At 64.9% G+C, this 25,083-nt stretch carries 20 protein-coding genes and 1 pseudogene; 13 read left to right on the top strand and 8 right to left on the bottom strand.

Annotation, left to right across the window (positions count from 1 at the left end; all coding sequences use genetic code 11):
* Nucleotides 1–37 precede the first annotated feature (37 nt).
* Nucleotides 38–2,221: a hypothetical protein gene (locus tag ACW5IY_RS11290; protein WP_049436421.1), complete on the top strand. Its 2,184-nt coding sequence runs from the start codon at nucleotides 38–40 to the stop codon at nucleotides 2,219–2,221.
* Nucleotides 2,222–2,295: 74 nt separating this feature from the next.
* The gene (locus ACW5IY_RS11285; RefSeq protein WP_049436420.1) at nucleotides 2,296–2,781 is read left to right on the top strand and encodes a TspO/MBR family protein; all 486 of its coding nucleotides are present in this window, start codon (nucleotides 2,296–2,298) and stop codon (nucleotides 2,779–2,781) included.
* Nucleotides 2,782–2,797: 16 nt separating this feature from the next.
* Here ACW5IY_RS11285 and ACW5IY_RS11280 read toward each other — a convergent pair whose 3' ends face one another.
* Both ACW5IY_RS11280 and ACW5IY_RS11275 read right to left on the bottom strand, forming a co-directional pair.
* Nucleotides 2,798–3,091, bottom strand: a complete 294-nt coding sequence (locus ACW5IY_RS11280) for a hypothetical protein (protein WP_049436419.1) — start codon at nucleotides 3,089–3,091, stop codon at nucleotides 2,798–2,800.
* 26 nt (nucleotides 3,092–3,117) lie between these two features.
* Nucleotides 3,118–3,342 carry a hypothetical protein gene (locus ACW5IY_RS11275; protein WP_152906235.1) on the bottom strand — a complete coding sequence of 75 codons (225 nt, stop codon included), beginning with the start codon at nucleotides 3,340–3,342 and terminating at the stop codon, nucleotides 3,118–3,120.
* A gap of 14 nt (nucleotides 3,343–3,356) precedes the next feature.
* On the opposite strand from ACW5IY_RS11275, the gene ACW5IY_RS11270 reads away from it, so the two are divergent.
* Genes ACW5IY_RS11270 through ACW5IY_RS11260 form a run of 3 tightly spaced genes read left to right on the top strand, consistent with a single transcriptional unit; the run spans nucleotide 3,357 to nucleotide 8,450 of the window.
* Nucleotides 3,357–5,594 carry an ATP-binding protein gene (locus ACW5IY_RS11270; protein ID WP_049436418.1) on the top strand — a complete coding sequence of 746 codons (2,238 nt, stop codon included), beginning with the start codon at nucleotides 3,357–3,359 and terminating at the stop codon, nucleotides 5,592–5,594.
* Nucleotides 5,591–6,058 (top strand): response regulator, encoded by a 468-nt coding sequence (locus ACW5IY_RS11265; RefSeq protein ID WP_049436417.1) that lies wholly within the window; start codon nucleotides 5,591–5,593, stop codon nucleotides 6,056–6,058. The genes ACW5IY_RS11270 and ACW5IY_RS11265 overlap by 4 nt, the downstream gene beginning before the upstream one ends.
* Nucleotides 6,051–8,450 carry a response regulator gene (locus ACW5IY_RS11260; protein ID WP_049436416.1) on the top strand — a complete coding sequence of 800 codons (2,400 nt, stop codon included), beginning with the start codon at nucleotides 6,051–6,053 and terminating at the stop codon, nucleotides 8,448–8,450. Before ACW5IY_RS11265 ends, ACW5IY_RS11260 begins: the two co-directional genes overlap by 8 nt.
* A gap of 2 nt (nucleotides 8,451–8,452) precedes the next feature.
* Here the strand turns inward: ACW5IY_RS11260 and ACW5IY_RS11255 are convergent.
* The 4 genes and pseudogenes from ACW5IY_RS11255 to ACW5IY_RS11240 form a co-directional block, all read right to left on the bottom strand.
* Nucleotides 8,453–8,989, bottom strand: a pseudogene (locus ACW5IY_RS11255) (Rossmann-fold NAD(P)-binding domain-containing protein); the annotation flags it as partial.
* A 97-nt stretch (nucleotides 8,990–9,086) separates the two neighbouring features.
* Nucleotides 9,087–12,080 carry a Tn3 family transposase gene (locus ACW5IY_RS11250; RefSeq protein ID WP_049436415.1) on the bottom strand — a complete coding sequence of 998 codons (2,994 nt, stop codon included), beginning with the start codon at nucleotides 12,078–12,080 and terminating at the stop codon, nucleotides 9,087–9,089.
* Nucleotides 12,081–12,106: 26 nt separating this feature from the next.
* Complete coding sequence (locus ACW5IY_RS11245; protein ID WP_082443474.1) at nucleotides 12,107–13,384, bottom strand: site-specific integrase; 1,278 nt, start codon at nucleotides 13,382–13,384, stop codon at nucleotides 12,107–12,109.
* Nucleotides 13,381–13,794: a MerR family transcriptional regulator gene (locus ACW5IY_RS11240; RefSeq protein WP_014159616.1), complete on the bottom strand. Its 414-nt coding sequence runs from the start codon at nucleotides 13,792–13,794 to the stop codon at nucleotides 13,381–13,383. Before ACW5IY_RS11240 ends, ACW5IY_RS11245 begins: the two co-directional genes overlap by 4 nt.
* Before the next feature lie 105 nt (nucleotides 13,795–13,899).
* Here ACW5IY_RS11240 and ACW5IY_RS11235 point away from each other — a divergent pair, with 105 nt between their 5' ends.
* From ACW5IY_RS11235 to ACW5IY_RS11210, 6 genes are all read left to right on the top strand, one after another.
* Entirely contained in the window at nucleotides 13,900–14,517 is a 618-nt protein-coding gene (locus ACW5IY_RS11235; RefSeq protein ID WP_014159617.1) for a cation transporter, read from the top strand.
* Nucleotides 14,514–14,870: a hypothetical protein gene (locus tag ACW5IY_RS11230; RefSeq protein ID WP_032961113.1), complete on the top strand. Its 357-nt coding sequence runs from the start codon at nucleotides 14,514–14,516 to the stop codon at nucleotides 14,868–14,870. Before ACW5IY_RS11235 ends, ACW5IY_RS11230 begins: the two co-directional genes overlap by 4 nt.
* An 86-nt stretch (nucleotides 14,871–14,956) precedes the next feature.
* Nucleotides 14,957–16,234 carry a TolC family protein gene (locus ACW5IY_RS11225; protein ID WP_032961117.1) on the top strand — a complete coding sequence of 426 codons (1,278 nt, stop codon included), beginning with the start codon at nucleotides 14,957–14,959 and terminating at the stop codon, nucleotides 16,232–16,234.
* The gene (locus ACW5IY_RS11220; RefSeq protein ID WP_074053035.1) at nucleotides 16,231–17,178 is read left to right on the top strand and encodes an efflux RND transporter periplasmic adaptor subunit; all 948 of its coding nucleotides are present in this window, start codon (nucleotides 16,231–16,233) and stop codon (nucleotides 17,176–17,178) included. The genes ACW5IY_RS11225 and ACW5IY_RS11220 overlap by 4 nt, the downstream gene beginning before the upstream one ends.
* An 8-nt stretch (nucleotides 17,179–17,186) precedes the next feature.
* On the top strand, nucleotides 17,187–20,378 hold the full coding sequence (locus tag ACW5IY_RS11215) for an efflux RND transporter permease subunit (RefSeq protein WP_049436414.1): 3,192 nt from the start codon (nucleotides 17,187–17,189) through the stop codon (nucleotides 20,376–20,378).
* Nucleotides 20,375–20,650 (top strand): hypothetical protein, encoded by a 276-nt coding sequence (locus ACW5IY_RS11210; protein ID WP_049436413.1) that lies wholly within the window; start codon nucleotides 20,375–20,377, stop codon nucleotides 20,648–20,650. The genes ACW5IY_RS11215 and ACW5IY_RS11210 overlap by 4 nt, the downstream gene beginning before the upstream one ends.
* A 15-nt stretch (nucleotides 20,651–20,665) precedes the next feature.
* Here ACW5IY_RS11210 and ACW5IY_RS11205 read toward each other — a convergent pair whose 3' ends face one another.
* Together ACW5IY_RS11205 and ACW5IY_RS11200 are read right to left on the bottom strand one after the other, a co-directional pair.
* Nucleotides 20,666–21,763, bottom strand: coding sequence for a UvrD-helicase domain-containing protein (locus ACW5IY_RS11205; protein WP_032961126.1), 1,098 nt, complete (start codon nucleotides 21,761–21,763; stop codon nucleotides 20,666–20,668).
* A complete protein-coding gene (locus tag ACW5IY_RS11200; RefSeq protein WP_049436412.1) occupies nucleotides 21,741–23,321 on the bottom strand; it encodes an ATP-dependent nuclease in 1,581 nt (526 codons plus the stop codon). Before ACW5IY_RS11200 ends, ACW5IY_RS11205 begins: the two co-directional genes overlap by 23 nt.
* A gap of 272 nt (nucleotides 23,322–23,593) precedes the next feature.
* On the opposite strand from ACW5IY_RS11200, the gene ACW5IY_RS11195 reads away from it, so the two are divergent.
* Together ACW5IY_RS11195 and ACW5IY_RS11190 are read left to right on the top strand one after the other, a co-directional pair.
* On the top strand, nucleotides 23,594–24,634 hold the full coding sequence (locus ACW5IY_RS11195) for a DNA-binding protein (protein ID WP_017354988.1): 1,041 nt from the start codon (nucleotides 23,594–23,596) through the stop codon (nucleotides 24,632–24,634).
* Between the two features lie 74 nt (nucleotides 24,635–24,708).
* Complete coding sequence (locus tag ACW5IY_RS11190) at nucleotides 24,709–25,059, top strand: helix-turn-helix domain-containing protein (RefSeq protein ID WP_049404629.1); 351 nt, start codon at nucleotides 24,709–24,711, stop codon at nucleotides 25,057–25,059.
* The last annotated feature ends 24 nt before the right edge of the window (nucleotides 25,060–25,083 follow it).

Here is a 25,083-nt window from a genome sequence, read left to right as displayed (position 1 = left end):
CGCAATAGTGCGGGGGTCCTCGTTGTTCGAGTGGTACATGTCCCCTCCTCCTGCGCCCGCGCTTCACCTGTCACGGCGATGGCGCATTGCCATCTATATCCTGCTGGGCCTCTACGCGCTGTACCTCCTGGCCGGCAACATCTTCCTCAACACGCCCTTGTTCGACCAGGTCACCAACCGCAAACCGCACAAGTTCGTGATGACCACAGGCCCGGCCATCACATTGCTTCCCGGCCACGTGATCGCCTGGAACGTGCACATGCGCGGCCACGTCAACCACACCGTCTACGTGCTGCATGCCGACCGGGCAAGCGCCAGGCTGGCAGTCCTGCCGCTGTTCCAGCGCGAAGTACGGGTTCCGCGCCTGCAGGCCACGGGCGTATCGGCCGAGATCAGCCGCGTTGACGAGGCCATTCCGCCGCCCCCGCGCAGCGACGAGGGCTGGACGCTGCGTTTCGATGCCATCCACAGCGACAGCATCCGCAGCGCCCGTTTCGGCAAGCTGCTGATCATCGGCAAGGGCCAGGGCACGGTCGGCTTCATCAAGCAGCTGCGCGGTGGCCCCTCGGAACTGCTCGATTCAACCGTCACGTTCAAGGGTGCGGACACCAGCTTCGATGGCGTGCAGCTGCTGGATGACATGAACCTTGCCGCGCGCTTCAGCTACCCGCGCCACTACCGTGACCAGGCGCCTGGGCTGGCCAAACTGAAGATCCTGCATGCCCAGCTGGACGTTGATGCACGCAGCCAGGGCTTGCGAATGGATACGGATGCCGCCACCCCGAAGATCTCCAGCGCCCCGGTGCCGGGCCGCCTGCAGCTCTCGGCACACCTGATCGACGGCCAACTGCAACCCGGCGACCACGCTCTCTGGCAGGTGCCGCTCTATCTTGGCGACGGCGCTCCCGACCGCGGCGTGCTGGCCCTTCAGCTCAATGTGGCCAACGACCTGCGCCTGCAGGCCCGCCTGCCGCCAAAGCCCGGCTCGGGCAGCGAAGTGGACGCGGACCTGCACATCACGGGCCGTGATATTCCCTTCCAGGATCCGGCGCAGTTGCTGGAGCGCAGTTCCGGCACGGTGCGCGGCGCATGGACGTTCACCTCGCTCAACTGGATCCCTGCCCTGTTCGTCCGCAGACCGTGGCTGCAACTGGACGGCGGCGGCACGCTGAAGGCAGACCTCCGGCTGCGCAACGGCGAGCTGAGCGAAGGCAGCACGGTGGACATTCCCTCTGCCGAAGCAGTTGCCGAGGTGGCGGGCGTCCGGCTTGCCGGTACCGCCAGCGCGCATGGGGAACTGAAGTCAGGTACTCCGAATCAGGCCCTGCTTGCCGTCCGCCTGCCCCGCTTCACCGCACGTCCCACCGATGCCAAGGACGTGCGGCTGTTCGACGGCCGCGATCTGCTATTGGACCTGACCGGCGACGGCCGGTTGCAGGAGCTGCGCAAGGGCGTGCGCGCGCACCTGAGCTTCAGCGAAGCCACGATTCCAGATCTGTCGGCCTACAACCGTTATCTCGGTTCAAAGCAGGTGCGCCTGCTGCGCGGCACCGGCTCACTCAGCGGTGATGCCACCCTCGATACCGATGGCCGCGTTGGCCATGGCACGGCCCGCCTGCGGGGGCGCAACACCAGCGCCAAGGTCGCCGGCCTGGACATGGGCGGCGATGTGGACGTGAACGCAACGCTGCGCCGTGGCGACTTCAACCAGCGTCACTTTGATCTGTCCGGCACCACGGTCGAGCTACGTAACGTGCAGGTGGCCGGCACTGAACGCTCGACTGCGTGGAAAGGGCGTGCGGCCTTCAAGCGCGGCCGCATCGATGCGCAATCGCCCTTCCAGGTGGACGCCACCACCGACCTGACGCTCAGTGATGCGCGCCCCTTGCTGGCGTTGTTCGCCGAGCGCACGGACTACCCGCGCTGGACCTTGTCGCTGCTGGATTCCGGCCAGGTGGATGCACAGGCCAGGCTGCGCTGGCGCCCCGGCCATCTGGTGATCGATGGCCTGCAGGCCGAGAATGATCGGCTGTCGGTGCGCGCGCGGCTGGATCTGCTGGAACAGCGCAAGCGCGGCGACCTTTATCTGCGCTGGGGGCTGTTGGGAGCGGGCATCGAACTGGATGGCGACCAGCGCCAGTGGCACCTGGCCAAGGCGCGCGAGTGGTTTGACGAGCGCCCATCCCTGCTGCCGGCAAGTACGGGCGGATCTTCAGACTGAAAGCCGCGGTACCTGCATCCAAATATCGCTTTCAAGCGTATGCAGGGGCATACGGAGCATGGAGCGGTATCGGGATGAAGCGCGGCACACAGATTTCCGGGTTTCTGGGCTGGTTGGCGATCACCTTCGCTGCGGCCGCGTTGGGCGCGTGGGCATCTTCATCGGCGGCCTCCTTCTATGCCTCGCTTGCCCTGCCCGCGTGGGCGCCGCCGGCCGGTGTCTTTGGTCCGGTGTGGACGCTGCTCTATGCCCTGATGGCGGTGGCGGCCTGGTGGGTCTGGCGCGAGCGCGGCTGGCGCGGCGCGCAAACGGCGCTGCGACTCTATCTGCTGCAGTTGGCCGTCAACGCACTGTGGAGCTGGTTGTTCTTCGGCTGGAAGCTTGGCGCTCTTGCGTTCGCGGACATTCTTCTGCTGATTGCGCTGGTGTGCGCCACGATTCTCAGGTTTGCACGCGTCAGCCGCATTGCGGCAGTAATGCTGCTGCCCTACCTGGCCTGGATCGTGTTTGCCTGCGCGCTGAACTACGCGGTGTGGCGCGCCAATCCCGCACTGCTGTGAGCGCAACACATCTGAATCAGGCCTGGGCAATGGCCTGCGGGCGCCACGCCCGCAACAGGGAGGGCTTGAAGGCCTGCTGGCCACAGCCGGTGGGGCAGCGCACCACTCTGGCTGCAGAATGGCTCACTAACCCTTGGCCTTCCTCTGCCTTGAACACCGTTTCGCAGGAAAGGCAGCGGGCCACCAGTGAGTACAGATGCAGAAGACGACCGCTGGCAGGATCCTGCAGGGCATCCACATCCAGCAGTTCAAACTGGCAGCTGTCAGGCAGCATGCGGTACGGAAGAGATGGCAGCGTCTGCAGGTTCACGGGCGTGGCAACGGTTGAAGGTGGATTCACCATAGGGCAATCGCTGTCGAGTTGGCGTGCAGCCGACATGCACCGGCTGCGAAACCTTTTGCACGGACGCCTTCCACATCGTTTGTCGCTGCGTAGATGAAGAATTCAGGTTTGAATGAAATGCCTTTCACATGCATCAGGTGGTAGGCGAATGCGCGCTTTTGCTTCACCATCCCTGCTAGCAGGATGTAGCTGGGCTTTTCCAGCCATCCATGAATCATGAGTCCCGCCCTTGATGCCATCTGCCGAGTCCACGCACGACCTTGCCCTGTCCCGCTGTGCGCGCGAACCGATCCACACACCCGGCGCGATCCAGCCCTACGGTGTGCTGCTGGTGCTGGAGCCGCAGTCACTGCGGGTGCGCGAGCGCGCCATCAGTCAGCCGAGCGTCCTTCAGCAGTTCGGCGAGCCGTTGCTTCAGCACGTCAGTGAGGTACTCGGTGGCGTGCTGGCGCCCTTCCAGGCGCTGCTCCAGCAGGCCACCATCGGCAGCAGTGCGCATGTGGGCGCCGTGCACCTGGATGGTCACGGCCGGCACCAGCTGCTCGTGCATCGCTCCGCCACCGACCTCCTTGTCGAGCTGGAAGCACCGGTCCCGGGCCAACCGGGCTCGCTGGAAGAACTGTATCCGGCCATCCGCGAGCTGATGACCGCTATCGAATCGGCCTCGACGGTGGAAGACCTGTGCCAACTGGCCGCCGCGCACATGCGCCGGCTCACCGGCTTCGATCGCACCCTCGTCTATCAGTTCGACGCCGGCTGGAACGGCGTCGTGGTGGCCGAGGACGGCAATGGCCTATTGCCCTCGTACCTGGACCTGCGCTTCCCTGAATCGGATATTCCTGCGCAGGCCCGTGAGCTGTACCGCCGCAACCGCGTGCGGCTGATCGCAGACAACAACTACACCCCTGCCCCGCTGATGCGCGCCGAGGCCCATTGGGATGCACCGCCGACCGATCTTAGCCTGGCGGTGCTGCGCAGCGTGTCCCCCGTCCACCTTCAATACATGCGCAACATGGGCACCGGGGCGTCGATGTCGGTCTCGCTGGTCCATGAGGGCCAGTTGTGGGGGCTGGTGTCGTGCCATACGGTGCAGCCGCGCCGCCTGCCCTACCACGTGCGCACGGCCTGCGAGTTCATGGGCCAGATCCTGTCGCTGCAGATTGCCCTGAAGGAGCGTGCGCGCGCGATCGAAGAACGCGTGGCTCGCCGTTCCGTGCTGGTCAAGCTGCTCGCGCGCATGGCCGGCGACGAGGACTTCATTGCCGCGCTGCGCATGGATGAGGCCAGCCTGCTATCGCTGACCGGCGCCACTGGCGCGGCCATCGTGCACAAGGGCGACTGCATGCGCATGGGCCAATGCCCTTCTGCCAGCGACGTGCTGGCCCTGGCGAATTGGTTGGCCACGCAGCAGGCCGGCCAGGAAACCTACTGCACCGATCACCTGGCAGCCGACTGGTCACCTGCCGTGCACCTGGCCGACGTAGCCAGCGGCGTGCTGGCGGTGTCCATTTCGCAGTTGCATGACAGTTACCTGATGTGGTTCCGGCCGGAAGTGGTGCGCACCGTGCGCTGGGGTGGCGATCCCCGCAAGGAAGCAGCACCGGGCGTGGCGCTGTCTCCGCGCAACTCGTTCGAGGCCTGGAAGGAGACCGTGCAGCAGCGCAGCCTGCCGTGGAGCGATGCTGACTGCGACGCGGCACACGAGATGCGCACGGCCATCGTCGATATCGTGTTGCGCAAGGCCGAGGAAATGGCCGAACTGAACGAGCAGCTGCTCCGCAGCAACAAGGAACTGGAAGCCTTCTCCTACTCGGTCAGCCACGACCTGCGCGCTCCGTTCCGTCACATTGTCGGCTATTCCGAACTGCTGGGCAGCTCGGCGGGCGAGCGCCTGAACGATACCGAGCGCCGCTTCCTGGACACGATCGTGGAATCGGCCAAGTCCGCCGGAACACTGGTGGATGACCTGCTCAGCTTCTCGCAGATGGGGCGCTCCACCCTGGGGCGTGTGCGGATGGACATGACCGCGCTGGCCGAGGATGTGCGCCGGAGCCTGGCCCTGGACTACGCCGGCCGCGACGTGCAGTGGACGCTCGCACCGCTGCCGGAGGTCGAAGCCGATCCGACGATGCTGCGCCTGGTCTGGCAGAACCTGCTGGCCAACGCGATCAAGTTCACCCGCGAGCGCGACCAGGCGGTGATCGAGGTTGGCCACGAGCGCAGTGACGACGAAGATCACTTCTTCGTGCGCGACAACGGCTGCGGCTTCGACATGCGCTATGTGGACAAACTGTTCGGCGTGTTCCAGCGCCTGCATCACGTCGAGGAATTCGAAGGCACCGGCATCGGCCTGGCCAATGTACGCCGCATCATCAGCCGCCATGGCGGCCGTACCTGGGCCGAGGGCGAGCCCGGCATGGGCGCCACCATTCACTTCACCCTACCCCGTTCCACAGGAGATCACCCATGAGGGACCTGCGGCCGATCCTCCTGGTCGAGGACAGCCCCAAGGATGCAGAGCTGACGCTGGCCGCATTGTCGCGCTGCCAGTTGCTGAACGATGTCATCCATGTACGCGACGGCGCCGAAGCGCTGGACTACCTGCGCTGCGAAGGCAAGTTTGCCGGCGCCATGCACGGCGGCCCGGTGGTGGTGCTGCTGGACCTGAAGCTGCCCAAGGTCAACGGGCTGGAAGTGCTGGAACAGGTTCGCGGGGATCCGCAGCTGAGCAGCACCCCGATCGTCATGCTGACCTCTTCCCGCGAAGAGCAGGACCTCGTGCGCAGTTACGAACTGGGTGTGAATGCATTCGTGGTGAAGCCGGTCGACTTCAAGGAATTCTTCGACGCGATCCAGGGCCTGGGCATGTTCTGGGGCATCACCAACCAGCCACCGCCGCATCGCCCCAACGGCTCGGGGCAGCACAATGCGTGATGGATCGCGCCGCAGCGAGCGCCTGCGCATCCTCATGCTGGAGGACAGCGCACTTGATGCGGAGCTGATCAGCGCCCAGCTGCAGCGTGCCGGCCTCGATTTCGAGGCCGAGCGCCTGTGGACCCGCAACGCGTTCATCGAGGCCATCGACAACCGTGCGTTCGACGTGATTCTCGCCGATCATGTATTGCCGGGTTTCGATGGCGACGCCGCCCTTGCGCTGGCGCGTGAGCGCGTTCCGCAGACGCCCTTCATCTTTGTTTCCGGCACGCTGACCGAGGAGCTGGCGGTCCAGGCACTCACGCGCGGTGCCCGCGACTATGTGGTGAAGCAACGCCTGCAACGCTTGCCCGATGCGATCCGCCGCGCCCGCCAGGAGGCGCACGAGCGCGCCCAGCTGGCCAATGCGCAGGCCGCACTGAACGACAGCCAGGCCCAGTTGCAGCAGGTGACCGACGCCGTTCCTGCGTTGATCGCCCAGCTGGACAAGGACCATCGCTACCGGTTTGCCAACAAGGCGTTTCTGGACTGGCATGGCTTCAGCCTTGCAGAACTGCTGGGCCGCACGGCACGGGAAGTCAGTGGGATTTCTGCGTTTGAACACGCATTACCTGCCCTGGAGCGCGTGCTTCAGGGCGAGCGCACCAGCTTCCAGGTGGAAATGACCCATCGCAGTGGGCAGTCACGATTCGTGCAGATGGACTGCGTGCCGCAGCGTGGCGGCGACGGCGCGGTGGTCGGCTATATCTGCCTGGGCAGCGATGTTTCCGGGCTGAAGCAGGCCGAGCTGGCGCTGCGCGAGGACAACCAGGCCCTGGAGCGCCAGGTCCAGGCGCGCACGGCCGAGTTGAGGGCCAGCAAGCGCCGCCTGCAGGCCATTTTCGAATCCAGCTTCCAGCACCAGGTGCTGCTCGATCTTTCCGGCGGCGTGGTCGATGCCAACGTCGCCTCGCTGGCCGCCGTGCTGGCCGACAAGAAGGATGTAGTGGGCCAACGTTATGCGCGGTCTCCGTGGTTCGCCATGACTGAGGAGGTCGCCGCGACCGTTGATAGGGCCGTCGCCGATGCCGTGCACGGCCGAAGCTCGTTGCATGCGCTGGATATCGAGCTGCCTACCGGACGGCGCAGCTTCGACTTCTCGTTCCGTCCACTGGTGGATGCCGAAGGTGTAGTCACGGCCGTGGTCTCCGAAGCGGTGGAAACCACCGCCCGGCTGCAGGCCGAGCACGCGCTGCGCCAGTCGCAGAAGATCGAGGCCGTGGGCCAGCTGACCGGTGGCATCGCCCACGACTTCAACAACATCCTGACGGTCATCTCCGGCAACGTCGAGCACGCCATGCTGCTCAGCGAGCGCGCCGGTGAGCCGGCCGCGCTGGTCGGCCGCGCCCTGGACAATGCCCTGAAAGGCGTGGGTCGTGCCGCCAGCCTCACCCAGCGGTTGCTGGCATTTGCCCGCCGCCAACCGTTGCACAGCCAGGCGGCCAACCTCAACGACCGGCTGCTGGACATGCACGACATGCTGCAGCGTGCGCTGGGCGAGCTGGTACAGCTGGAGATCCGCAGCGCCCAGGACATCTGGTGCGTGGAGATCGACGTCAGCCAGCTGGAGGCCTCGGTGCTCAACCTGGCGGTCAATGCCCGTGATGCAATGCCCCACGGTGGCCGGCTGGTGATCGAGGTCGACAACAGCCATCTGGACCTCGACTACGCCGCGCTGTTCCCCGACGCCGAACCCGGCGAGTACGTGATGCTGCGGGTACGCGACAATGGGCACGGCATGGATAGGCTCACGCTGGCACGCGTGTTCGAGCCGTTCTTCACCACCAAGCAGGTCGGCCGCGGCACCGGGCTCGGCCTGTCAATGGTGCACGGCTTCGTCAAGCAATCCGGCGGCCACGTCCTGATCGATTCGGTGGAGGGTGCCGGCACCAGCATCACCATGATGTTCCCGCGTTCGGCGCTGGCCCTGCCCTGCGAAGCGCGTGCGCAGCAGTCTGGCCTGGCCGGTTACGCGCCGCGCGAGGAAACCATCCTGGTGGCCGAGGACAACGACGATGTGCGCGCGCACACGGTTGATTCACTGCGCTTGCTGGGCTACCGCGTACTGGAAGCGCACGACGGACCGTCGGCGCTGCGCCTGCTGGAGCGACCGGACACCAAGGTCGACCTGCTGTTCTCCGACGTGGTGATGCCCGGCATGTCGGGCTGGGAACTGGTCCGCGAGGTTCGCGAGCGCTGGCCCGACGTGGCCATCCTGTTCACGTCAGGCTATCCGCGCGACCACGATGCGGTGGGCAGCCAAGGGCGGGCTGCTGCTCTCTTGCCGAAGCCATTTACCCGAAGTGACCTGGCACAGGCGGTGCGAACCGTGCTGGACGCCGCAGCGCACTAAGCTCAACGCGCCGGATCAGGTGTTCCCGCTGCGATCCGGTTGATGTCCGCGCACTCCACCGTCGCAGGTGGATGCTCCCGTCCGGCAAGTGCGATCATCGCCTGGCCCACCGCCAGATTGCTGGTGACCAGGGAAGGGACGAGTGCCCCAGCCAGTTTCATCAGCGGTGCGCCACCCCAGTACAAGGGCTTGAGCACCACGTGGCGCGTGCCGGTTCCCGATACCGGCCGCACGCCGCCCGGGCGCAGCATCACGGTACGCACCGGCATCGTGCGGAGCGCCAGTTCGATTTCGCCCTTGATCCGCAGCGGCATCACCCGGCTCTGCGGGTCGGCGCCGGCGCCGGACACATACAGGAAGCATCCGTCGGGATTCACTGCGGCCCACGCGCGGGCCACGGCCAGTGTGGTGTCCAGCGTCACCCGCCGGTACTCGGCTTCGGCGGTGCCCACCGGAGGTGCGCCCGCGCAATAGAAGCACGCGTTGAAGCCAGCCAGATCGTCACGCTGCTCATCGATGCGCAGGAAATCCGGCACGACCCGAGGGTCGGCAGGGAATCATTACGTACAGGGCCAGAACTGACCTAAGCGGCTGACGTATAAGGCTGTTTTCTCGTCGCGGGGGTGATCTCCCCATCTATGGGGCCTGTTCGAGGACCTTGGCCGTGTAGCTCAAGGGCGCCACTGCCCTTTCAAGATCCAGGTGGTAATCGCCAAAGCGATTGATGTGACTGGTCCGATAAGGCGACAGACCGGCCAGGATCTCGGGCGTCAGTTCGACCCCCTCCTTCCGCATCTCAGCCAACGTCCGGCTCATACCCTCCACGTTGTGGAGGATGATCATGTTGGCCACCAGCTGGCTGTACTTGATGATCTTGCGCTGCTCGTGTTGGACGTTCTCAGCAATGATCCCTTGGCTGCCAAAGAAGACCCATTTCACGAAGCCGTTGTACTCCTCGCTCTTGTTGGTCGCGGCATGAATCGTTTTGCGAATCTCGTTGTCATCAATGTAGCGCAGCAAGAACAGCGTTCTAACAGCCTTGCCCAGCTCCCGAAAAGCGAAGTACAGCTTGTTCTTCCGGCTGTAGGTGCCCAGCCGGCGCAGTATCGAGGACGCGGTGATCTTGCCCAGTCGGATCGAGATCACCACACGCAGCATGTCGTGAAGATGGGTGGCGATCAGCTGCCAGTCGATGCTGTCCCCGAATAGCGCCTGGATGTTCTTATAGGCCCTGCCCGGTTCGGGTCGGAAGAACGTCAGATCCTTGATGTTTCGGATCCTAGGCATCAGCTGGATACCCAGCATGTGGGCCAAGCCGAAGACCGGATAGCTTTGGGCCTGCGTGTCCCCGTGGACGATCTCGGGCTGGATGTCGGAAGTGTTGGCCAACAGGCCGTCGAGGATGTAGATGCCCTCGTGCACGCCACAGGGAATGAAGTGGCTGAACAGGGCCACGTATTTGTCGGACACGTGGTAGTAGCCGATGCCGCCATAGCCGCCGTAGCGGATGTGGTACTCAGACAGCAGGTTGTCCTCGTAGACGCTCCACTTAGTGCCATCTGCTGACGTGCTCTTCCCGCTGCCCCAATAGCCCGGTAGGTCGAATTTGTTGTAGGTATTGATGACCTCTACGATGGCCTTCTCAAGCACATCCTCGGTCACGTATTTGAGGTTGAGCCAAGCGACTTGGCGCCGGCTGAAGCCCTTGATCGACCGCGCCGTTTGCGTCGGTCCCAAGTTGCAGCCATAGCAAAATAGCGTGGTGATTACGCGCCGGGGCAGATCTTCGACCTGGCTCTCGGTGCCGGCGATCGGGTGGAAGAAGCGATGCAGGTCCAGCCATTGGCTGGCATCGATCAGGACATCGACGATGCTGGACTCGGGCAGCCGTTCAGTGATGAGGCCGTCCACGGTAGCAATTGCACTGGAGACTTCTGCACGCTGCCCCTTCCGTAACACCAGACGACCATCCAGAATGTCCGCATGCACATTCTCTGGAAAGCGCTCGTCGACTTCGTCGGCCAAGGCGGTCAATTGTGCACGCAACCCGGCCACGAAAGACTCGGCGTCGGTGGGCAAGCCTGACACCTGGCCATAGGCCTCCAGCTCCTGGGCCAAGGTGGCTTCATCGACCAGTTGCTCGCGGTAGTCGTCAAAACGCTCACTGCTGGGAACGAAGAGATCTCCCGACTTCAGTTCGTCTTTGACCTGCACCAGCACGGCCAGCTCGAAGTACTTGCGGTGCATCCAGCCGGCGCCTGCCGCGCTGGCCCGCTTGCCGAACACGTGTTGACGCCAGAGCTTGGACATCCAATCGAAGTCCTTTTCCGGGTCCAACCCGAGGGAAGCGACCTCGATTAGCTCACGGCGTTGGTTGCGCAACGACAGTACCGCTGCGATCAACGGCTCCATGCCGGCATCGTGGCTGGTCGCCCGCAAGTTCATCAGCTCCAGCCCGTTGAACAGCAGCGGCCTGACCGCGCCGTAGGGCTGCAGCATGAACGGCAGGTAGTTTTTCCCCGCGTAGGCCATATGTTCTTCGCATTCGGCCAGCAAGGTAGACACTTCAGCTTCCAGGCTGTTGTCGATCGCGTCCACTCGCTGACTATCGCTGCCATCGAGCTGATAGGCCTGCAGGACTTCCTTGAGCTGGCCGATGAGGAAGTCGGCCCGCTTGGCATGTTCGAGCTGATACGCCAGCAATTTCTGTTGCGCGGTGTTTTCCAATCCACGCACCTGCTTGATGAACAACTCGGCCGCATCATCCAGTGTCTTGGCATGCTGAGCGCGAATGAATATGGTGGCCAGCGCATAGCGTTTGTCCGGAGCCAACTCGGACAACTCGCTGGCGTCATACGCCCGAGCCATTGCACGGAATTGCTTGAGCTTGGGCACTGGCACATCGATGGGAGGCAACTGCTCAGCCAACTGCTGCAGCATGCGGATGTGCTGCAGATAAAACCGAACTTCCTTGTTGGTAGGCCGGCCAGGCTCGCGTTTGAGCGAGTTCCAGCCAGTGAACCTCGACCCTTCCGGTGCGCGCAGCAGTTCGTCAATAAGCGTGCGCGTGTCCGGCGTCAGCGCGTGACTGATGTTGCGGTAGTAACCCAGATTGACCCGCTCCCGCGCCCCGATTGCGGCTAACTCCAGGGTGCGGAAGCCAGGAAGTTCATAGCGATGGTGCACCAGCTCTTCAAGCAGGACGTTCACGATGTCCGGGATAGTGTGCTTGGTCTGGGCTGCAGCGGTGGCCACGGTGTCTAGCCAAGACGACCCGGCTTTGTCCAAGGCACGCACGCCAATGAACTGCCGAAGCTGCGGCATGTGCCGGCGCTTGCTACCTGAGGCGTCATAACGGTCGAGCTGGTCGGAGTCCAATACCCGCCCAAGACGGGCGGCCTTGGCGATGTGCTTCCTGATTCGCTCAGGCACCTCGGCCAACAGGGTGAAGTAGCCCAAGCGCTGGAACAGCTTCAGATGAATCAGTATGGCCAGTTGGGGTCCTGGCTGGGTAGTCAGCCGCTTGGCGAATGCAATTTCAGCGGCGCTGGGGGTATAGATCTCCTCCAGTTCCTTGGCGGTGGGATCAGGCTTCAGTCGCGGATAGGCGGTCTCGTGAAGGGTAGCCATTGGATCCTGAGGTTGTTAGGGGGAGATCAGTCCCAGTGCCGGCCGTCGTCTGTACTCAAAGACGCTTCCAGGAAGCACTGGTGCGTATCGGCCATGCGGTGCATGTCATCCAGCAGCGTGGCCAGGATTTCATCCAGATCCCGGTCGGGATCGGTGGGAACGGTCAACCGGTACTCGCTGCTGGCGGTGTTCAGCCGCACAGCTTGGAATGGGGCCAAGCAAATCTCTTCGATCCGGCCCCTGGCCTTGGCCGCGCCGCGGCCCGCGCGGGCAAACGGGGTCAGCACCATCCGTAAGAGCAACTGCAGCGCAGATCCGCCCTCTGGCGCCGACGGCGGCAGCACCATCGCCGGAGCCGGCGCGGTTGGACTGGGCAGGCTCGCTTCAATGCGGTCTCGGGCGAACGGGTCACGCCCATCTAGGTATCGCATGGCCGACTGCACATCGCGCCAGCCCACGTACTCCATTAGCGCCTTCATGTCCCAGCCTTGGTCGTTGGCCCAGCTGGCAAAGCCTCGACGTAAGGAATGGCTGCTGTGGAGTCCAGCATCGGCAAAGCCGGCACTGGCCAGTAACTCGCGCAGAAGGCGCACCAAACTGTTGGGATGGAGGCCTTCGGCGCTCACCTGGCCCCATTGGTTGACCGCCCGAAACACCGGCCCCTCTTGCAGGTCAGCCGCCTGGAGCCACGCTTGGGTTGCCTCCACCGGACACAATCGCGACAAGGCCGGCACTTTGTAGGTGACGCCTGCCGCCTGCCGATCGCCCTTGCTGCGTGGCAGGAAGCAGGTCATCCCCTGGCCCGGCACTAGCATGAGATGGGCCACCTCCAGACGCAGCAGTTCATCGCCACGGAAGCCACGCCAGAATCCGAGCAGCACCAGCGCTCGGTCCCGTTGGTGGCGAAGCGCCGCTGCTCCATCGCCCCGGGCATGCGCCGCGGCGATCGCTGCAGCCAACCAGTCATCGAGCTCGACGAGCCGTCGAATCTGGAGCGGTGCGGCTTGCTTGACCTGCCCTGGGTGCAGGGTCTGGATACCTTTGAGGACCTTGCGCACCAGTGGCGACCGGGTCGGGTCGACAAAGCCGTGGTCGCGGTGCCAGTAGGCAATGGCGGCCAGGCGGTGGCGAAGGGTGCTGGTGGCTAGGGTCTGCGCATACGTGGCCAGGTACCGCGCCACGCTGTCCGGTGTAGCTGGGAGGTGGCCTTGCCACTCGACTTCAAAGTGCCGCAGCGCCGACGCATAGCTGCGCACCGTGTTCTGGCGCGTGGCCGCATCGAGGTAGCGGTCCAGTTCGGTCACTGGCGCGTGGCCTCCACCGAGGCCGGCTGCCGCAGCGTTGACAGGATGGTGCATTCAGCCCGCTGCCCGCCGTGGCAACTGGCAATCACCCGTTCCAGCTCGCTGGCCATGCGCTGCAGGTCGGCCATGCGCGCCCGCACGTCGGTCAGATGGCTGCGGGCCAGCCGATCCACGTCCCCGCACGAAAGCTCTTCATCGCCCGCCAACTGCAGCAGGCTGCGGACCTCCTCCAGGCTGAAGCCCAGGTCCCGGCCGCGCGCAATGAAGCGCAGTCGCTCGATGTCGGCCGGGCCATAGACCCGGTAGCCATTGCCCGAGCGCCCCGGGCGCGGCAGCAGGCCGATCCGCTCGTAATAGCGGATGGTCTCCAGATGGCACCCACTGGCGTCGGCAGCCTCACTGATTTTCATTCGTAGTGCGCTTGACTCCGTAGTAGCTACGGACTTTACCCTCACCGGCTGTGCCATGCCAGCGGTCCGCCTGGGCCTGGCTTCCCTGCGACTGGAGATGTTCCGATGAGTGATTGCGGCTGCCACCACGAGGCCAAGAACGCGCAGGAGCGGCGCGTGCTCTGGATCGCCCTTGCCCTGAATGCGGCGATGGCCGTGATCGGCGGCATCGCCGGCTGGGTTGCCCATTCCACAGGCCTATTGGCCGACGCGCTGGACATGCTGTCTGACGCCACCGCCTACGCCATTGGCCTGGTCGCCATCGGGCGCACGGCCCGCTTCAAGGCGAACGCAGCCTGGGTCAGCGGCAGCGTATTGCTGGTGCTGGGCGTGGGTGTGCTGGTGGAGGTCGGCCGTCGCGTGATGTACGGCGCCGAGCCGGTCAGTGGCTGGATGATCGGCACGGCGCTGCTGTCGCTGGTGGTCAATATGACCGTACTGCGCATGCTGGCGCCGCTGAAGTCCGGCGAAGTGCATCTGCGGGCGACCTGGTTGTTCACCCGCGCCGATGTGGTGGCCAATGTTGGGGTGATCCTGGCCGGCCTGTTGGTGTGGTGGTTGGCTAGCCCCTACCCGGATTTCGTGATCGGCGCCCTGATCGGTCTGTATGTGATCAAGGAAGCCTTCGAGATTCTCGGTGATGCCCGCCGGGCACGTGCCGACGCGCGCAAGACACCTGCATGATCGCCCTTGGCCGGCTGCGGACGGGCCTACGCTGGCTGCTGCTGGCGCAGCTGGCGGTGGGTTTGCTGGTCCAGCCGGTCTTAGGTCTGGCGAGCGAACTGCACGTTCACATCCATCCGACCATTGCCGCCCATGGGCCGGCAGTGGCCGCACCGGCACCTGAGCGCGGCATCGGCGCCGCCTTGCACCGCCTTCAGCAGCTGGCGTTGTGCTGCAGCCAGGCCGCGCAGCCCCCTGAGATCCTGCTGACCGTTGCGGACATCGGCCGGCATTTGCCGGTGATGCAAGTCAACACGTTCCCGTATCCGCACGAGCAGCCGGTCGCGCCGTTCCGGCCTCCGATCGCAGGGTGATCTCCGCCGGCAGCGCCGGCCTAGCGACCTGCTGCTGTGCGCGGTGGTGATCGTTTGTTGATGTCGAAACCCTTCGGAGTACTTCCATGCATGTGCGATTGGCGGCCTTGGCCGCATGGCTGCTGCTGACTGCGGCGACAGCGCCGGCGGCAGCGGCCGAACTGATGACCTTGGACGACGCGTTCGCGCGCGTGGCCCAAACCCACCCCGAGCTGCGCTTGGTCGATGCGCGGGCCACCGTGCTCGCTGCCGAGCGCGACCAGGCGGTGCAGCGCCCACCGTGGACGCTCGGTGCCGAGGTCGAAAATGCGTTGGGCACTGGCGCGGCACGTGGATTGGACAGCGCCGAGTTGACCTTGAGCCTGAGCTCGGTGCTGGAGCGCGGCGGCAAGCTCGACGCCCGCCGTACCTTGGCCCAAAGCCGGATTGATGCACTGGCCGTGCAGCGCGAGACCGGGCGGCTGGACCTGCTCGCCGAGACAGCGCAGCGCTATTTGGCGGTTGTCGGTGCCGACCGGCAACGCGGCCTGGCGGACATGGATGTTGGCCAGCGCCAGCGAACCGTGGCCGCCGCCCGACAGCGCCTGCAGGCCGGCGCTTCACCCGAATCGGTGCTGCTCACCGCGCAGGCAGCGCTGGCGCGGGCCGAGCTGACGCGTGATCGGGCCGTGCAACAGCGACTGGCCGCCCGTCAGCATCTGGCCGCGCTGTGGGGCGAACGTACTCCCACCTTCGAGGTGATCCCGGCCGATCCGATGGCCCTGCCGGCGATCGCCTCCATGCAGACGCTGGCCGATGAGCTGGAGCGGACGCCGGAACTGGCGCAGTTTGCCAACGCTCGACGGATCGCGCAGGCACGACTGCAGCTGGCGCATTCAGCGGCCTCACCGGACCTGTCCTGGCAGCTCGGTGTGCGCCGCCTGCAGGAGTCCGACGACACCGCGCTGGTGGCCAGCCTGTCCATGCCGCTGGGCAGCCGCAGCCGCGCACAGCCAGAGATCCGCGCCGGCGAAGCCGAGCTGGAGGTCCTGACGATCGAGCGCGAGGCCAAGGGCCTGTCGCTGTATTCCACGCTGGTCGAGGCCCATGGCCGCTACACCGTGGCGCAGGCCGAGGTGGCGCGCCTGCATAGCGACGTACTGCCGAAGCTGGCCCGGGCTGAGCAGGCTGCCGAGCGCGCCTATCGCGCCGGCGCCATCAGCTACCTGGAATGGGCACAGTTGCAGTCCGAACGTACGGCCATGGCCCAGCAGCAGCTGGACGTGGCCTTGGATGCGCAGCGCGCCCTGATCGAAATTCAACGACTGACCGGCCAGGCGCTTGTAACGCCGCCGGCGGCCGCTTCACTTGGAGATAGCCCATGAGCCGTTTTTCCTGGACCGCACTGGGCATGGCCCTGTTGCTGACCGCCTGCAATGCGTCCGACCCCAGCGAAGGCTCCGAGGGCGGCGCCGCGGCTGAGGGCGAAGAACACGGCGAGCACGAGGAAGCGCCGCTGGAAACCAAGATTGCCGCCAAGGCGGCGGAGGCGGCGGGAATCCAGGTCGCGCCGGCAGGCCCCGGTGAGATTGCTGACGAGCATGAGGTGCAAGGGCTGCTCACCCCCATCGATGGGCGCATCGCCCAGGTCACTGCACGCTTCCCCGGACCGGTCCGCTCTGTGCGAGCCGGCGTTGGTGATCAGGTACGGGCCGGCCAGGCACTGGCCACGGTAGAGAGCAATCTAAGCCTGACCACCTATACCGTCACCGCGCCGATCAGTGGCGTGGTCATGGCGCGTACGGCCGCCGTGGGCATGGCGGCGGCTGAGGGCGCGCCACTGTTCGAGGTCGCCGACCTGTCCACGCTGTGGGTGGACCTGCACATCTTCGGCGCCGACGTCCAGCACATCGGTGCGGGCGTGCCGGTGACGGTCACCCGCTTGAGCGATGGCGTCACCGCGCAGACCACCTTGGAGCGCGTCCTGCCCGGCACCGCCACCGCCAGCCAAAGCACCATTGCGCGCGCCACCGTGGCCAACACCGATGGCCTGTGGCGGCCGGGGTCGGCGGTCAAGGCGCGGGTCACCGTGGATCGCCAATCGGCGGCGCTGGTGGTGCCGATCACCGCGCTGCAGACCGCAGAAGACCAGGACGTGGTCTACGTGCAGCAGGGAGAGACCTACCACACCCGGCCAGTCAAGCTGGGGCGCCGCGACGCTGAGCGCGCCGAAGTGCTGGAAGGGCTCAAGGCCGGTGAACAGGTGGTGGTGGCCCAGAGCTTCCTGATCAAGGCCGACATCGAAAAGTCCACCGTGGAAGAAGAATGAGGCCCGCCATGCTCGAACGCCTCATTGGGCTGTCCATCCGCCACCGCTGGCTGACGCTGGTGCTCACCGCTGCGCTGATTGCGCTGGGTGTGTGGAGCTACCGTCACCTCTCCATCGACGCCACACCGGACATCACCAACGTCCAGGTCCAGATCAACACCCAGGCCCCGGGTTACTCGCCGCTGGAGGCTGAGCAACGAGTGACCTTTGCCATTGAAACGGCCATGGCCGGCCTGCCCAAGCTGGACTACAGCCGCTCGCTGTCGCGGTATGGGCTCTCACAGGTCACCGTGGTGTTCAAGGACGGCACCGACCTGTACTTTGCCCGCCAGCAGGTCGCCGAGCGCCTGCAGCAGATCGCTTCCCAGCTGCCCGACGGATTGGACCCGGAAATGGGGCCGATCTCCACCGGGTTGGGCGAGATCTTCATGTACACCGTGGAGGCCGAGCCCAACGCTCGCAAGCCCGACGGCACCCCGTACACCGCCACGGACCTGCGCACCCTGCAGGACTGGGTGATCCGGCCGCAGCTGCGCACCACGCCCGGCGTCACCGAGGTCAACACCATCGGCGGCTTCGAGCGGCAGATCCACATCACCCCGGATCCGGCCCAGTTGGTGGCGCTGGGCTTTACGTTGAACGACGTGGTCGCCGCGGTCATGCGCAACAACCAGAACATCGGTGCCGGCTACATCGAGCGCAATGGACAGCAGTTCCTGGTGCGCGTGCCTGGCCAGCTGGCGAATCTGGATGCGATCGGCAACATCGTGCTGGATCGCCGCGATGGTGTGCCCATCCGGGTGCGCGACGTCGCTAGCGTGGGCGAAGGCAAGGAGCTGCGCACGGGCGCGGCCACCCAGAATGGCCACGAGGTCGTGGTCGGTACCGCCTTCATGCTGTTTGGCGCCAACAGCCGGGAAGTCTCCCAGGCGGCCGCGGCCAAGCTGGACGCTGCCAACGCCAGCTTGCCTGCCGGCGTCCATGCCAAGGCCGTCTATGACCGCACGGCGCTGGTGGACCGCACCATCGGCACGGTGTCCAAGAACCTGATCGAGGGCGCGCTGCTGGTGGTGGTGGTGCTGTTCCTGCTGCTGGGCAATGTGCGCGCCTCGTTGATCACTGCGGCGGTGATTCCGCTGGCGATGCTGTTCACCATCATTGGCATGGTGCGTGGCGGCGTGTCGGGCAACCTGATGAGCCTGGGCGCGCTGGACTTCGGCCTGATCGTGGACGGTGCGGTGATCATCATCGAGAACTGCCTACGCCGGTTCGGGGAGGCGCAGCACGCGCTGGGCCGCCAGCTCAATGATGAAGAGCGCTATGACCTGACCGCCTCGGCCACCGCCGAGGTGATCCGTCCCAGCCTGTTTGGCCTGGGCATCATCGCCGCGGTCTACCTGCCGATCTTCGCGCTGTCCGGGGTGGAAGGAAAAATGTTCCACCCGATGGCGATCACGGTGGTGCTGGCCCTGACCGGTGCCATGGTGTTGTCGCTGACCTTTGTGCCGGCAGCGATCGCCAGCTTCCTGCGCGGCCGTGTGGCTGAGCACGACAACCGCCTGATGCGCTGGTCGCGCGCCCGTTATACGCCGCTGCTGGATTGGGCCCTGCGTCGGCGCGTGGTGGTGCTGGCCGGCGCGGCCGTGCTGGTGGTGGGCTGTGGCGTGCTGGCCACCCGCTTGGGTTCGGAGTTCGTGCCGAGCCTGGATGAGGGCGACATCACCTTGCAGCCCATGCGTATTCCCGGCACCAGCTTGGAGCAGTCGGTGGCCATGCAGGAAACGCTGGAGAAGCGCCTGGCCCAGTTCCCGGAGGTGGCCAACATCTTCTCCAAGATCGGCACCGCCGAGGTGGCCACCGATCCTATGCCGCCGTCGATGGCCGACACCTTCCTGATGCTCAAGCCCCGCGACCAGTGGCCCGATCCGCGCAAGCCCAAGGCCGAGCTGGTGGAAGAGCTGGAGACGGCGGCTAAGGAAATTCCGGGCAGCAACTACGAGTTCACCCAGCCCATCCAGATGCGCACCAACGAGTTGATCTCCGGCGTCCGTTCGGACGTGGCAGTCAAGGTCTACGGCGACAACCTGGACCAACTGACGCGCCTGGCCAGCCGGGTCGAGCGGGTCATGCGCAGCGTCCCCGGCGCCGAAGACGTCAAGGCCGAGCAGGTCACCGGCCTGCCGCTGCTGACCATCACACCAGATCCGGCGGCATTGGCTCGGTATGGCCTGAACCCGGGCGACGTGCAAGAAACGGTGGCCACCGCCATTGGGGGCAGTGTCGCCGGCCAGTTGATCGAGGGCGACCGCCGCTTCGACCTGGTCGTGCGCCTGCCCGAATCGCAGCGCCAAGACCCGGCTGTGCTGGCAGATCTGCCCATTCCACTGCCGGAAAGCGCCAGCGTGGACGAGTCCAGCCGCCTGGCCACCGGCGCCAATGGTGGGCCTCGTACGGTGCCGCTGCGGGAAGTGGCGAAGATCCAGGTGGAGCGCGGGCCCAATCAGATCAACCGCGAGAATGGCAAGCGGCGGGTGGTGATCACCGCCAACGTGCGCGAGCGCGATCTGGGCGGGTTCGTCGGCGAGTTGCGCACGCGCATCGGCCAGGATGTGAGGCTTCCGGAGGGCTACTGGATCGACTACGGCGGCACCTTCGAGCAGCTGATCTCGGCCAGCCAACGCCTGGGGGTGGTGGTTCCGGTGACACTGGCGTTGATCTTCGCTCTGCTATTCATGGCCTTCGGCTCGGCCAAGGATGCGGCCATTGTGTTCAGTGGCGTGCCGCTGGCGCTGACCGGCGGTGTGCTGGCACTGGCTCTGCGCGGGATTCCGTTGTCGATCTCTGCCGGCGTGGGCTTCATCGCGCTGTCGGGCGTGGCCGTACTCAACGGGCTGGTCATGATCGCCTTCATCCGCCGTCTGCGCGAACAGGGCGATCCGCTAGACGACGCTGTCCGGGACGGCGCCCTTGGACGCCTGCGACCGGTGTTGATGACCGCCCTGGTAGCCTCGCTGGGCTTCCTACCCATGGCCTTGAATGTCGGTGCTGGCTCGGAAGTGCAGCGGCCGCTGGCCACTGTCGTCATCGGCGGCATCGTCTCATCCACCGCATTGACCTTGTTGGTGCTGCCGGTGCTCTATCGTTGGCTGCATCGCGACCGAGCTCCCCGCGCCGGTAGCACTGCTTTGGAGTCCCCATGAACGAGCTCAACCTGGAACAGGTCCGTGCGGCGATGTTTACCGACCCGGGCGTGAAAGCGGTGGACGACCTGCGCCTGGTCGCCGGTGAGCATGGCCGTGCGATCGCGGCCACCATCACCGTCGCTGCGCCCTCGGTCGACCTGGACCTGGTGCATGCTGTGATTGCCCAGGTCCTGGCCGATCAATTCGGCATCGATCAGGTCATGCTTTGCTTCAACGACCCGGGACCGGTGCCGCCGCCACCCACCGCGGCACCCTTGAAGAAGATGTGATCACTGCCGGCGGCTCTATGCGTCTGCACTGGCAGGCGCATAGAGCTGATGACCCGGCAAAGCGCACGCGCCGGCATACACAAAGGCCACGCTTTGCCGCGCCCGGGTGAAGGCTACGTAGTACTTCGGTGGCGCGGTGATGCGCGCCGCATCGGCCGTGCGCAGGTACTGCGTCAACGGCCCATTGGGGAAGATAAGGACCCGACTGTAGGTGCGGCCCTTGCTCTGCCCGAAGTTCACCGCAGGCATTCCGTCGCAGGTTTGCCGCCGGTCATGCCGGAGCACGGTAGGGGCAAACTCCTGCATGTACGCGGCCACATCCCCTGGAGCGACGAGGAAGATGCCATCGTGCCCGGTGACCTCGCCATTGCCTGATTCGGTGCGGGGCATCTGCGGATAGAGCGTGTCAGCCATATCGCACAGGGCCTGGACGCAGCGCAGACTGATGAGACGGTGGTCGAGCTGGCATAAGCCGTCCGACTCCCAGATCTGGAACAACGCCGCCAAGTTCGGTCCGCGATATTGACTATGCCTTTGCGCATAGTTGGTGGCATACGTCGCCTGGCGCGTATCACCCACCAACGTGATGGCGATATCGCTCTTCAACAGCCGCTCGACCAGATCCAGATCAAAGCCGGCCAGGTCCTGAACTTCGTCGATGTAGAGCTCGTCGTACATGGCCGCCAGGCGTGCCATGACCTGACCTTGGGTCAGCTCATCGCAGCGCACAGCAAAGTCGGCGGCCCGGTCCGAATACATCCGGTTGCCTGCCAGGTAGTGGCGCGCCACCTGGGTGCGTGGAGCCCGGTTGTTGGTGACACCTTCTACGAACAGGATGGTCTCGATACGAGGCTCAGGGCACAGTGCCGCCTGGTACGGGCGGATGCACTGGCGCAGCAGGAAGCCATACCAGCTGTGCAAGGTGACATGCGCGGGGACCGCACCGGCGTGGACCTCAAACGAGCGCCGGATCTCTTCTAGATTCTCCAGCGTGTAGGTGACAATCGCGATGCGACGCTCGGGCCGCTCCAAGGCCTGCCGGACCAGCAACGTGGTCTTGCCCGATCCGGCCGCTGAGAGCAGGACCCGGTTAGGTGATGGCACGCTGGACATAGTCCGGGAACCTGATCGAGTGCGGGCTGTTGAAGATTGCCAGGGCCGTGTCGGTCTTGTGACCTTTCATGTACTTGAGCAACGCCACCTCATCGGCGAAGGTCTTGCCCAGCACGGTGTTGAGCTCAGCCAGCGAGTTGGCTTTGATCAGCTGCTCTTCCAGCGATGGGGCACTTTCGTCGGAATCGTAGTAGATCGCGGTAAGGTGCTCGGCGTAGCGAGCCTGCACAACGGCGATGTCGCCATCGTTGTCGGTGATCACCTTGGCCTGAATTTTCAGCCGATCTGCAATCTGCAAGAAGCGTTTGAATGCCAGCGATTTGACCGAGATGATGTCCACGCCATGGGCCATCGGCGCCACGCCGTGGTGGTCGCTGTAAGCACGCTGCACGATCAGCTCATCGGACGGCCCTTCCACCAGGATCGCCTGTTTGGCCAGGATCAGCCGCAGCGTGTCGTGGCCAGGCAGCTTCATGAAATAGTCGTGCGTATCGGATGGCAGCTGGTCCAGCTTCATCTGGCCCTGCGCACTGAACAGGATCACGTTGTCCACGCCCAGCTTGTTCAACACGAAGCTGCTATGGGTGGCGATGATTACCTGCTGGGCGGTTGAGAGGGCCGCAATCCTGTCGATCAGCTGGGTCATGCTGGAGAAGGACAGATGGTTCTCTGGCTCCTCAATCAGCAGCACGTGGGCGGCCCCGGCCGCGTGCATGGCCAGCTTCATCTTCACCGCGCTCTGTTCACCTTTGCCGGCCTGGGTGAAGGGGAGCTCATCCAGGTACGGTGACAAGCTGGTTTCCCACGTTGAGCGCGGCGATGTGTCCACCCCCACCGTGAGCGCCCGGTGGCTGATGTCCCCGGTATGCTCGGTGAGATAGGCATTGATGGCCGCCACATCGGCTTCTTCGGAAAAACTCTGCCGCATGCGGCGGAAGCTCAGCGACAGCGAGACGCGTTGCGCAGGCGTCAGTGCCTGCTCGATGATGCCGGCGATATAGCGATCGGCACCGGACAAGGTCTTGATGCCGTGCGTGTCGATGATGGTCGAGTCGAACGGAATACTGCGGGCGGTAACGCCATTGTTGGCAAAGGAGTACCAGCGCACCGTGTAGTACTCCACCGGCAGGCTGACCGCGCCCTGGTGCTGCTGCAGGTAGGCGTTGAACTCCTCGCGGTAGTCGTCGTTGAGCTCGACCAGCAGCCGGATGCCGGCGGTATCCAGACGCAGGGAGTTGTTGGTGCCGCGTAACGACGCCAGCGCGGCGTCGGCGCCCAGATAGGCTTCGATGGAGATCCGTGGCGGCGAGGCCGGCGTGCCCGTGGCAAGCGCTCCCAAGTACTCCTGCACCGTGGGCTGGTGGAACAGGTAGGGCGTGAGCTCGTAGGCAAGATTGCGCCCATGCAGCTGGCCGGTGACCACCGCGTGGATGGCCTCCAGCAGGGTGGATTTACCGACCTCGTTGTCGCCCACGACCAGGTTCATGTGGGCATTGAGGGGCAGGTCCAGATGGCGAAACGACTTGAAGTTGTCGATGACGATACGTTCGATCGGCATGCACAGTCCTTTGATGGCCAACGGGCTCGGTGGCGGAGCCTGCCTGCACCCTGGCTGGCCTCCTTTCCGCTCTGGGCCATACTACCCAGCGATCGCCGGCCCTGGGCGGTTTCGTACTGCTTGGGACGCCGGGAAGGGTCAGAATCCGCCTTACGCGGGATAATTCAATATTATCCCGCCTTTAGATACGACCCGTACTCGGCGAGTAGTGTAACTTGATTGGTATGTAATTACGTGGTATGTAATACATTACGAAATAGTCGGAGAGTGCGATGGCACGCGGCGGCTTGTACAAGAGCGACATCCAGAAGGCCCGCGATGCGCTGCGGGCACAGGGCAAACACCCGTCGGTGGACGCGGTGCGGGTGGCGCTGGGCAACACCGGCTCCAAGACAACCATTCACCGCTACCTGAAGGAGCTGGAAGAAGATGAAGGGCAAGGCCTTGGCGCCAAGGTCGCGGTCAGCGACGCGCTACAGGACCTGGTCGGTCGGCTTGCCGGTCGCCTACACGAGGAGGCCGAGGCTGTAATCGCCGAGGCCCGGCAGCGCTTCGAAGCGCACTTGCAGGAGCGTAGCGAGGCGCTGGAACGCACCCAGCAGGAGGCGTCCACGCTGAGCGCGCAGCTTCAGCGCATTGAAACTGCCTTACGCGAAGAAAAGACGACCCACGCCGCAGCCCAGCAGGCCTTGGCCGAACGGGTCACCGAGGTCGCGCAGCTCGGCGAACGGATCGCGGGACTGACCGCGCGGCTGGCGGAGCACGAGGCGCATGCCCAGTCGCTGGAGCAGAAGCACCAGCATGCTCGCGAGGCGTTGGAGCACTACCGCACCTCGGTCAAGGACCAACGCGAACAGGAACAGCGCCGCCACGAGCACCAGGTGCAGGAACTGCAGGTCGCGCTGCGCCAGGCCAACGAGGCGCTGACCGCCAAGAACCACGAACTGGTTCAGCTCAACCGCGACAACGGGCAGTGGCTGGAACGCCACAGCCGCCTAGAGAGGGAACTGGCGCAGGTGCGGCAAGCTGCGGACGACCAGCGGAAGGAGCTGGACGCGCTGCGGCTTACGGCTGCGGAGTACCAGGCCTTGCTGGCACGCTGGACCCAGGACGCCCAAGCGTTGGAGAGCGCACGGGTCAAGCTGGCCAATGCTCACGCCGACTTGGCCAAGGAGCGAGAACGGCGTGAACAAGCCGAGGCCGAAGCGTTGCGTGCCGGTGTGCGCCAGGACACCTTGGAGCAGTTGCTGGCGCAGTTGCGGCCCGATCGCGCCGACAGTTCAGGTACCAACAAAAATCCGGCAACCAAATGATTTCACGGAAGAAAAAAAAATTCTGGGGGGCATTTTTGCACGTATCTCGGCTTAACCCCACATCCGCCATCCTTATGGGGTTTCCATGGGGGGTGCGCGTGACTTTGTCCGTCGACTCAACACCGACCTTCGCTCGACGCCTCCAACAAGCCCGCCTGCACACGGGTTTGTCGCAGAAGGAGTTGGGCATCCGGGCCGGTCTGGATCCTTACGTGGCCAGCCCCCGAGTCAACCAGTACGAACGTGGCAAGCACGAGCCCAAGCTGGAGACTGCTGAGCGGTTGGCCCAAGCGTTGGGGATCCCCGCCGCCTTCCTTTACACCGACGATGATCTGCTGGCCAAGTTGCTCCTGCGCTGGGGCTCGCTAAGCAAGCAGCAGAAGCGGGAGTTGGTGAAGCTGATCGAGGCCACACCCGAGAAGTAAACCGAACAAGCGCTAGCCCTATGG

Source organism: Stenotrophomonas sp. C-A (assembly GCF_054030835.1).
This window is presented reverse-complemented; position numbering and strand designations above follow the sequence as displayed.

What these genes read in the sequence shown, in the direction of transcription:
- ACW5IY_RS11290 (WP_049436421.1), top strand. Translation starts at nt 38, where the DNA reads ATGTCCCCTCCTCCTGCGCCCGCGCTTCACCTGTCACGGCGATGGCGC.
- ACW5IY_RS11285 (WP_049436420.1), top strand. Translation starts at nt 2,296, where the DNA reads ATGAAGCGCGGCACACAGATTTCCGGGTTTCTGGGCTGGTTGGCGATC.
- ACW5IY_RS11275 (WP_152906235.1), bottom strand. Translation starts at nt 3,342, where the DNA reads ATGATTCATGGATGGCTGGAAAAGCCCAGCTACATCCTGCTAGCAGGG.
- ACW5IY_RS11270 (WP_049436418.1), top strand. Translation starts at nt 3,357, where the DNA reads ATGCCATCTGCCGAGTCCACGCACGACCTTGCCCTGTCCCGCTGTGCG.
- ACW5IY_RS11265 (WP_049436417.1), top strand. Translation starts at nt 5,591, where the DNA reads ATGAGGGACCTGCGGCCGATCCTCCTGGTCGAGGACAGCCCCAAGGAT.
- ACW5IY_RS11260 (WP_049436416.1), top strand. Translation starts at nt 6,051, where the DNA reads ATGCGTGATGGATCGCGCCGCAGCGAGCGCCTGCGCATCCTCATGCTG.
- ACW5IY_RS11250 (WP_049436415.1), bottom strand. Translation starts at nt 12,080, where the DNA reads ATGGCTACCCTTCACGAGACCGCCTATCCGCGACTGAAGCCTGATCCC.
- ACW5IY_RS11240 (WP_014159616.1), bottom strand. Translation starts at nt 13,794, where the DNA reads ATGAAAATCAGTGAGGCTGCCGACGCCAGTGGGTGCCATCTGGAGACC.
- ACW5IY_RS11235 (WP_014159617.1), top strand. Translation starts at nt 13,900, where the DNA reads ATGAGTGATTGCGGCTGCCACCACGAGGCCAAGAACGCGCAGGAGCGG.
- ACW5IY_RS11230 (WP_032961113.1), top strand. Translation starts at nt 14,514, where the DNA reads ATGATCGCCCTTGGCCGGCTGCGGACGGGCCTACGCTGGCTGCTGCTG.
- ACW5IY_RS11225 (WP_032961117.1), top strand. Translation starts at nt 14,957, where the DNA reads ATGCATGTGCGATTGGCGGCCTTGGCCGCATGGCTGCTGCTGACTGCG.
- ACW5IY_RS11220 (WP_074053035.1), top strand. Translation starts at nt 16,231, where the DNA reads ATGAGCCGTTTTTCCTGGACCGCACTGGGCATGGCCCTGTTGCTGACC.
- ACW5IY_RS11215 (WP_049436414.1), top strand. Translation starts at nt 17,187, where the DNA reads ATGCTCGAACGCCTCATTGGGCTGTCCATCCGCCACCGCTGGCTGACG.
- ACW5IY_RS11210 (WP_049436413.1), top strand. Translation starts at nt 20,375, where the DNA reads ATGAACGAGCTCAACCTGGAACAGGTCCGTGCGGCGATGTTTACCGAC.
- ACW5IY_RS11205 (WP_032961126.1), bottom strand. Translation starts at nt 21,763, where the DNA reads ATGTCCAGCGTGCCATCACCTAACCGGGTCCTGCTCTCAGCGGCCGGA.
- ACW5IY_RS11200 (WP_049436412.1), bottom strand. Translation starts at nt 23,321, where the DNA reads ATGCCGATCGAACGTATCGTCATCGACAACTTCAAGTCGTTTCGCCAT.
- ACW5IY_RS11195 (WP_017354988.1), top strand. Translation starts at nt 23,594, where the DNA reads ATGGCACGCGGCGGCTTGTACAAGAGCGACATCCAGAAGGCCCGCGAT.
- ACW5IY_RS11190 (WP_049404629.1), top strand. Translation starts at nt 24,709, where the DNA reads ATGGGGTTTCCATGGGGGGTGCGCGTGACTTTGTCCGTCGACTCAACA.